Genomic DNA, 7,852 nt, shown 5'->3' with positions numbered 1-7,852 from the left:
CCCGCGACGCCATGCACGCGCTCTCGACGCACCGGGCCCCGACCCGAGTACGTCCAGTACACGGGTCAGGGCCCGGCACGCCGAGAGCACGCACCCGACGCCGCGGGGCCCCCCTCCGGGCGACGGCGGGAATGTGACGACAGGGCCTAGCCGAGCGCGACGAGTGCCTCACGGGCCTGCTCGGCGAGACCGTCCGCGCCGCAGGACTCGGCGAGCGTGAGCCCTCGCTTGAGCTCCGTGGCGGACCGGATGGCGATGCCGTACTCGACGCGCGCCGCGGCGTGTTCGTAGGCGGAGGGCGAGGCGTCGAGGTAGGTGACGGCCTTGGCGTAGAGATTGGCGGCCTGCTTGCCGGTGGCGAGCGCTGCCTCGACGCGCAGGGCCTCACCGATGGCGGTGTCCGTGCCGTAGCGCTCGGCGCGGCGCCGGATCAGCCCGGCGATCTCCATGGCGCGCCGCGGGTCCTCGTTGGCGAGGGCGCGGGCGAGATCGCCGCCCCACGGGACGAGGAGGGTGTTGTGGTGCCCGCGGGCGTCCGCCGCCTTCTCCGCGGCCTCCAGTTCGTTGATCGCCTCCTCGGTCCGGCCGACGGCGAGGAGCAGCCGGCCCCGCACGGAACGCGGGTCGGGCAGCACGATGGGCGACGGGTACGGGGGTGCGAAGCCGTTCTTCTCGGCGATGTCCCATGCCTCCTGGACATGGCCGCGGGCGAGCAGCGTGTCGATGAGGTTGCAGGTCGACGTCCAGAACAGGGGAAGCCCCCGCCCGACGCGCTCGGCGAACACCAGCGACTTGCGCAGGGACTCCTCGGCCTCCTTGAGGCGGCCCCGCCTGCGGTGCGCGAGCGCCACATAGGCGTGGGCCAGGGCCAGGTGGCCGCCGCTCCACCCCGCCGACTCATAGGTGCGCAGGGCCTCGGTGCACAGGCTCTCCGCACGGTCGAGGCGATCGGCGTAGGCGTACGCCGTGGTGAGCATCAGCAGCAGTTCCATGCCCCACTCGGTGTCGGTCCAGCCGAGTCCGGGTGCGAGCCTGCCGTTGACCAGGGCACGGTCGCAGTGTTCGACGACCACCTCGGCGTTCTCCCCGCGGGCCATCGCGTCGAAGCCGCGCAGGATGAGGAGCGCGCGTTCGGAGTTGTCGCTGCCGGTGCAGGTGGCGGCGAGGTCCGCGAGTTCCTGGGAATGGGTCGGGGACACCTCTTCGCCCGCGTGGATGCCCTCCCACATGTAGCGCGCGGCCTGGAGTCGCATCCGGGCGGGCCCGGGCTCCAGCCGCGACGCCTCCGCGTCGACCGTGCGGATGGCCTCGCCGAGCTGGTCGTTGTGGACGAGCGCCTGTGAGAGGCGGAAGACCGCGTCTACTCGTTCCGCGCTGTCGAGGCCCGGTTCGGCCAGGGCCGAGCGGAGGTATTCGACTGTTTTGGCGGGGGCCGTGAGGAGGGTGGCGCAGCCGAGTTCGTAGAGGACGCGTACGCGGACGTCGGGGCGGGGCGGTTCCTGGAGGGCGCGTTCCAGGCAGCGCCGGGCCGCTTCGGGCGCGCCGACGGCGAGGTGCTCGGTCGCGGCGGCCCGGAGTTGTTCGACGAGTTCGGACTCGCCATCCGGCAGGACCTCGATGAGGTGGCGGGAGGCCGCCGCCGGACCGCGCCCGGACTCGGTGACGACGGTCGCGGCCACGCCGTGGAACGCGGTGCGGACGCTGGGCAGGATGGAGTCGTAGACGGCGGTCGCGATCAGCGGGTGGACGAACACCAGGTCACCGTCGTCCGGCTGGCGGTTGGCCGGATCGGGCGCGGTGAGGATGCGGGCCTGGGTGAGCAGTTCGGCGCACTCCTGGGCCGTGTCCGCGGGCAGGCCGGCGAGGCGGGCGACGATCCCTACGGTGATGCCGGTGTGCAGGATGGCGGCCGCCCAGGCGAACCGGGTGGCTTCGACGCCGAGCTTCTCCAGGCGGGCGACGAGCCCGTCGCCGCGTGCCGTCTTGTTGAGGGCGCGCAGTTCGGCGGCGGAGTCCTCGACCGGGTCGAGCTGGCGGTCCTTGACCTTGGCGAGGAGTTCGACGGTGTCGTAGGGATTGCCCGCGGTGACCGCCCACACCTCGCGGCAGAACGCGTCGTCGGCGTGCTCGCCGACCGCGGAGCGGGTGAGCCCGGCGGTGGCGTCGGGCGTGAGCGCGCTGATCTTCGTGACGGGACCGGCCGCGGCGGCGATGTCCTGCAGACAGCGTGCCCGTTCCCCGGTGGCCTCGCCGGGGCGGCGGGCGACCACGACGAGGACGCACATCTCGGCCAGCCGCCCGGTGAGCGCGGTCAGCCAGTGCAGGGTCTCCTGGTCGGCCCAGTGGGCGTCGTCGATCAGCAGCACGAGGGGCCAGGTCCGGCGGACGAGCCGGCCCACGGCGGCGACGAGGCCGTCGCACACGTGCTGGGGGTCGGCGGGCGTCCCGCCCGGTTCGGCGAGGCCGAGAGCGGGGCCCGCGATGTCGTACCAGTCGCCCAGGTAGTCCCGGGTCTCGCCGTCCATCAGCTCCAGCAGCGCGGGCTGGAGCAACTGGCGCACGACGTTGAAGGGGACGGACGTGACGGTCTCGCCGCCGCGCGCGTACCAGGCCGTGCAGCCGCGTTCCTGGGCGATGCGGCGGGCCTCGGTGAGCAGGGCGGTCTTGCCGATGCCCGCCTCGCCCTTGAAGACCAGGACCCTGCCCGGGGACGCCTGGTCGGCGCGGAGCTCGTCGATCGCTTCCGTGATCGCGGCGATCTCCGCGTCGCGCTCCCACAGGGAAGCCGAGGCGGCCGTATCGGGCCGTGCCTCCGTCATCCCGTTACCTCCCGAGGTCGCCCAAACGACGTACAGGTCATCGAGCGTAGCCGTCCGACTGCCGAAGTGGAGGCGGGTCGGGACACCTATTGCCGTGTCGGGTGACAACGGGCCGCCGCAGGACGACGCTTCCGGCCGCCCACCTGCCGTGTTGGAAGTGATGACCAGTCAACTGCCCGTGACGGGACGCCCCTTTCCCGAGTGACGGGCGCGGCTCGGGAGACGGCAGGGCCACGACGTCGCGCGGGCGGCGGCAGGGGCGCGGTGTCGGTGGTGACGGGGTTCGCGCCGCCGGGCCGGCGGGGGCCGTCCGCAAGCCGGGCGGTGAGTAAGGGAGTTGAGGGGCGTGCGGGTGATGGCGCTGACGTCGGGGACGTCGTACGGCGCGGTCGACGGGGTCGACGCGGCGGAAACCGATCTGACGCTCGTCGGGGACACGCTCACGCTGCGACAGCCCGGGCTCGTCAGCCGCCCGCACGACGAGGGCCCGCGCGCGGAACCGGCACAGCCTCTTCCCCCGGCGTCCACCACGGTCGCCGGGGTCTATCGGTGACCCCCTGACGAGCGGGATTCCTCCCACCACCACTGACCGCCACGCACCCGTCGACCCGCCGACCCGCCGATCCGCCGATCCGCCGATCCGCCTCCTGACGAGACCGGCCATCGTCCCCCCTCACGAAGGAAACCTCCGACATCGGGGCAAAAGCGGGTTATCGCTTGGAAGTGCGCCAAGGGGGCAGAGCGGTGTGGGGCGTGGTGAATTCCGGTCCCCTCTCATCCGGTTTTCACTCCGGCCTCATACGGTGGCGTCATGACGCAGGTGACTCCTCCCGGCTGGTACCCCGATCCCGGCCAGACGAATGACGCGCCGCCCACCGAGCGCTGGTGGGACGGCAGGGCGTGGACGGACCAGGTCCGGCCCGCGGGCCCGGCCGGGGCGTTCGGCCCTCCGGCCTTCCCGCCGGCCGCCGGACCGTACCCGCCCCACGCCGCACCGGCGTATCCCGGATACCCGGCGTACGGTGCCCCGGCGCCGAAGCGCGGGCTGCGCACGGGCATAGCCGTCGCCGTGGCCGTCGCGGTCCTGGCGGCCATCGGGATCGGCGCGTACGCCCTCGTCGGCAATGACGGCGGCGGCGACGGCAGCACGACGTCGCAGGGCTCCGGAGGTCAGGACGGCCGGGGCGGCGACGGCGGCCCCAGCGGCTCGGGGGGCTCCGGCGGCTCGGGCGGTTCCGGCGGGCAGTCACCGGCGCCGGACGGGTCCGGGCGGCCACCGCAGACCGAGGACGGGTACGCCACCGACTCCACCAACGGCATCAGCATCCCGGTGCCCGACGGATGGATCACCTCTCCGCTGCCGATCGGCGCCCAGGTGGTGACGAAGGCGTCGTACGAGTGCCCCGCCGACCCCTCGAAGACCTGCACGCGCGGTGGCGCCTACTCGATGCCGGCCAAGGAACTGGACCTGAAGGCGACCACGGCCGAGGCGGCCGCCAAGGAGGACATCGCCAAGAACGCCGAGGACGCCTACGGCACCGAGGGCTACGGCAAGATCAGCTCGCACAAGGAGCTGGCGTCGAAGGCGGTGACCGTGGCCGGCGAGAAGGGCTACCTGGTCCGCTGGAAGGTGGTCACCAGCAAGGGGGACGACGGGTACGTCGAGTCCCTCGCGTTCCCGTCCCCGGCCGACGCCTCCCGGCTCGTCGTGGTGCGCTTCGGCATCGACGTCAGCGACGAGGCGCCCGAGCAGTCCGTGATCGACGAGATCACCAAGGGCATCAAGAAGGCGGCGATCACCAGCGGCGGGGGCGACGGCCAGGACGTGTGAGTGGGCCGGGCGCGGTTCGGCCGGGCGGGGTTCCTCTCCGCTCCAGAGGAACCCCACCCGGCCGGGGGGTGCGCGCCGCCCCCGTCCCCACGGTGCGGCGCGGTCGGGTCGCCGCCCGGTCATCCGGTGGACGGCGGCCCGAGCATCAGGTGAGGCCGAGCGTCGGGAACACGGCCGCCTCCATGAATCTGATGATGTACGCCTCGTCCGCGTCCCGCCCCTCCAGGACCGGGCGGGCGCGTAGGACACCGAAAATCTGGGCCGGGACGAACTCCAGCGCCGGATGGTCGGCGGGCACCTCGCCCCGCGCGACACCACGGTCGATCATCGCCCTGAGGGCGTCGATCTCGGGCTCGACCAGGGCGTCGCGCAGGGCCGCCCGCAGCTCCTCGTCCTGGACGACGGCCTGGCCGAGCGCCTGATGGATGCGGCCCACCAGGGCGAACCCCTCGCTCGCCTGCCGGGCCACCTCGCACATGTCCCCGCGGAGGGACCCGGTGTCGATGCCGCCGAACCGCACGCTGCGGCGGGCGCGCAGCGCCGCGGCCACGAACTGGGGTTTGTTCTTCCACTGCCGGTAGAGCGTGGACTTGCTGCACCGGCCTGACCCGCGTCCCTCCGACCGCCCCGCCCCGGGCCGACGATCCCCGGGCCTACGACCCCCACCCGGTGGCCGCCGTCCTGTCCCTGGAACCCCGACGGGCCCCCACGGAACCGCCGCTGCTCCCGGAACTGACCTCCCTGTAAGGCGCCCGGCCCCCGGGCTCAGTGGCGCCCTCTCAGAGCGGTCACCCCCCGGGGCCCCGGCCCAGCGCGGGGTCGCTGACGCCTGCGCGGCCGTTCTCCACGTGGCCGGCGAAGCGGCGGAGGAAGTCCGGGGCCGCCTGCGCGGTCACCGTCAGGTCGTACCAGCGGTGGCTCGCCCGCAGGTCCACGACCTGCCGGACGGTGGCCCCGGCCCGCACCCTGACCGTACGGCCCCGGTCGGCACCGTAACCACAGGCGACCTTCAGGGTCACCGCCGCGGAACCCTTGTTGGTGAAGGTCAGCTCCACGTCGCCGCCGACGTGCCGTGCGGTGACCTCCAGACCCGCCGAAGGGCCCTTGGCCGGTCCCTTGAAGACGCGCAGGAAGCCGTTGGGGCCGTGGACCGTGAGGTCGTGGGAGCCGCCCGAGTGCGCGGAGTCCCAGGTGTCGGAGAGCGTCCGGCCCGCCCCGGTGGTGTACGTCCACGGCCCGTCCGTGCGGTTGCCGGAGGTGACGAGGAACGCCGCGCCGGCCTTCGCGCCGGAGGCGAACGTGAGGGTGAGGGTCCCGGCGGCCGGGTCGGCCGCACCGTCCACTCTTGGCGCGTACCTGAGCGGCCGGGCGGGCCGCGGTCCCCGCTCCTGCCGCGGCATGCTCGGGTCGGCCGGCACGGTCGGCCGGTAATCGGGGTGCCGCTCGCGGTCCGGCGGCTGGTAACCGTCCGTGTCGGGCAGCGCGGCCGGTCGGCTGTCCTCGCGGGAGAAGTCGAACGCGGAGGTCAGGTCACCGCAGATGGCGCGCCGCCACGGCGAGATGTTGGGCTCCCGCACCCCGAACCGGCGCTCCATGAACCGCACGATGGAGGTGTGGTCGAACGTCTCGGAGCACACGAAGCCGCCCTTGCTCCACGGCGACACCACCAGCATCGGCACCCGCGGTCCGAGCCCGTACGGCCCGGCCACGTGCGTGGCGCTCCCGGCGAAGAGGTCGGGGCCGACGTCGACGGTCGACTTGCCCTGCGCGGCCGAGCGCGGCGGCAGCGGCGGCACGACGTGGTCGAAGAACCCGTCGTTCTCGTCGTACGTGATGAACAGCGCGGTCCGCGCCCACACGTCCGGGTTGGAGGTGAGCGCGTCCAGGACCTGGGCGATGTACCAGGCGCCGTAGTTCGAGGGCCAGTTGGAGTGCTCGGAGAACGCCTCTGGCGCGGCGATCCAGGAGATCTGCGGCAGCCGGCCCGCCTTGACGTCCGCCTTCAACTGGTCGAAGTAGCCGTCGCCGGCCTTGACGTTCGTACCGGTGCGGGCCTTGTCGTACCAGGGGTCGCCGGGCTTGGCATTGCGGTACTTGTCGAAGTAGAGCAGGGAGTTGTCGCCGTAGTTGCCGCGGTAGGCGTCCGCTATCCAGCCCCAGGAACCGGCGGCGTCCAGGCCGTCGCCGATGTCCTGGTAGACCTTCCAGGAGATCCCGGCCGCTTCGAGGCGCTCGGGGTAGGTGGTCCAGCCGTAGCCGAGTTCGTCGTTGCCGAGGACGGGGCCGCCGCCGGTGCCGTCGTTGCCCGTGTGGCCGGACCACATGTAGTAGCGGTTCGGGTCGGTGGAGCCGATGAAGGAGCAGTGGTAGGCGTCGCAGACGGTGAAGGTGTCGGCGAGGGCGTAGTGGAAGGGGATGTCCTCGCGGGTCAGGTACGCCATCGTCGTGGTGCCCTTGGCGGGCACCCACTTGTCGTACTTGCCGCCGTTGTAGGCGGCGTGCCCGTCGGGCCAGCCGTGCGGCAGGCCCTCCAGGAACTGCATGCCGAGGTCGTCGGCCTCGGGGTGGAACGGCAGGATGTCCTTGGTGCCGTCCGACTGGTGCCACACCGTCTTCCCGTTGTCCAGCGTGACCGGGTGCGGGTCGCCGAAGCCGCGTACGCCTCTCAGTGAGCCGAAGTAGTGGTCGAAGGACCGGTTCTCCTGCATGAGGACGACGATGTGCTCGACGTCCTCGATGGTGCCGGAACGGTGGTGCGCGGGGAGCGCCGCGGCCCGCTGGATGCTGGCCGACAGAGCGGTGAACGCCGTTGTGGCGCCCGCGACCTGGAGGAATCGCCGCCGGTTGACTTCAGGCATGGGTGGATGACCTCTTGTCCTGACGTGGTGCGTCGGATGTGACCTGCGCGCCGGGGGTGCCGTGCGGGGCTCTCAAGCACCCCCGGGGAATGGTCCAAGAGGAACGAATGCCGGGGAAGGGGCCGTGGCGCGAGTGTGACCGAGCGGGGGCCGCCGCGCGAACAGCGCCGGGCGGGAAGGTCACGGGGGTGCCAAGGGCGCGGGGCCACCGGGCGGTTGGGGAACACCACGAGGGGGCGCGTGCCCGGCCCCGGCTTGCGGCTGCAACCCGGGCGTGCGGCTGCGGCGGATCGCACGCTTTGTCATCCGCATGGCTAGCCGTCACAGGTCCGCTGCTGCACGGT

4 protein-coding genes and 1 pseudogene are annotated in these 7,852 nt (G+C 72.8%); 2 read left to right on the top strand and 3 right to left on the bottom strand.

Annotated features, from left to right (window positions below; genetic code table 11):
- Window positions 1–146: 146 nt before the first annotated feature.
- Complete coding sequence (locus ACZ4Z2_RS26185) at window positions 147–2,819, bottom strand: ATP-binding protein (protein ID WP_468079159.1); 2,673 nt, start codon at window positions 2,817–2,819, stop codon at window positions 147–149.
- A 355-nt stretch (window positions 2,820–3,174) separates the two neighbouring features.
- Here ACZ4Z2_RS26185 and ACZ4Z2_RS26180 point away from each other — a divergent pair, with 355 nt between their 5' ends.
- Together ACZ4Z2_RS26180 and ACZ4Z2_RS26175 are read left to right on the top strand one after the other, a co-directional pair.
- Entirely contained in the window at window positions 3,175–3,372 is a 198-nt protein-coding gene (locus tag ACZ4Z2_RS26180) for a hypothetical protein (protein WP_468079157.1), read from the top strand.
- Window positions 3,373–3,630: 258 nt separating this feature from the next.
- Window positions 3,631–4,650 carry a DUF2510 domain-containing protein gene (locus ACZ4Z2_RS26175; protein ID WP_468079155.1) on the top strand — a complete coding sequence of 340 codons (1,020 nt, stop codon included), beginning with the start codon at window positions 3,631–3,633 and terminating at the stop codon, window positions 4,648–4,650.
- Between the two features lie 145 nt (window positions 4,651–4,795).
- On the opposite strand, the pseudogene ACZ4Z2_RS26170 reads toward ACZ4Z2_RS26175, so the two are convergent.
- Together ACZ4Z2_RS26170 and ACZ4Z2_RS26165 are read right to left on the bottom strand one after the other, a co-directional pair.
- A pseudogene (locus ACZ4Z2_RS26170) lies at window positions 4,796–5,257 on the bottom strand (TetR-like C-terminal domain-containing protein); the annotation flags it as partial.
- A 181-nt stretch (window positions 5,258–5,438) separates the two neighbouring features.
- Window positions 5,439–7,508, bottom strand: a complete 2,070-nt coding sequence (locus ACZ4Z2_RS26165) for a phosphocholine-specific phospholipase C (RefSeq protein ID WP_468079154.1) — start codon at window positions 7,506–7,508, stop codon at window positions 5,439–5,441.
- Between the last annotated feature and the right edge of the window lie 344 nt (window positions 7,509–7,852).

Source organism: Streptomyces sp. NPDC030183, assembly GCF_055573455.1.
Note: the sequence above shows the minus strand (reverse complement) of the source record. Positions and strands in the feature narration are given on the sequence as shown.

Coding starts and splice junctions, on each gene's coding strand:
- ACZ4Z2_RS26165 (WP_468079154.1), bottom strand. CDS start 7,508: ATGCCTGAAGTCAACCGGCGGCGATTCCTCCAGGTCGCGGGCGCCACA.
- ACZ4Z2_RS26175 (WP_468079155.1), top strand. CDS start 3,631: ATGACGCAGGTGACTCCTCCCGGCTGGTACCCCGATCCCGGCCAGACG.
- ACZ4Z2_RS26180 (WP_468079157.1), top strand. CDS start 3,175: ATGGCGCTGACGTCGGGGACGTCGTACGGCGCGGTCGACGGGGTCGAC.
- ACZ4Z2_RS26185 (WP_468079159.1), bottom strand. CDS start 2,819: ATGACGGAGGCACGGCCCGATACGGCCGCCTCGGCTTCCCTGTGGGAG.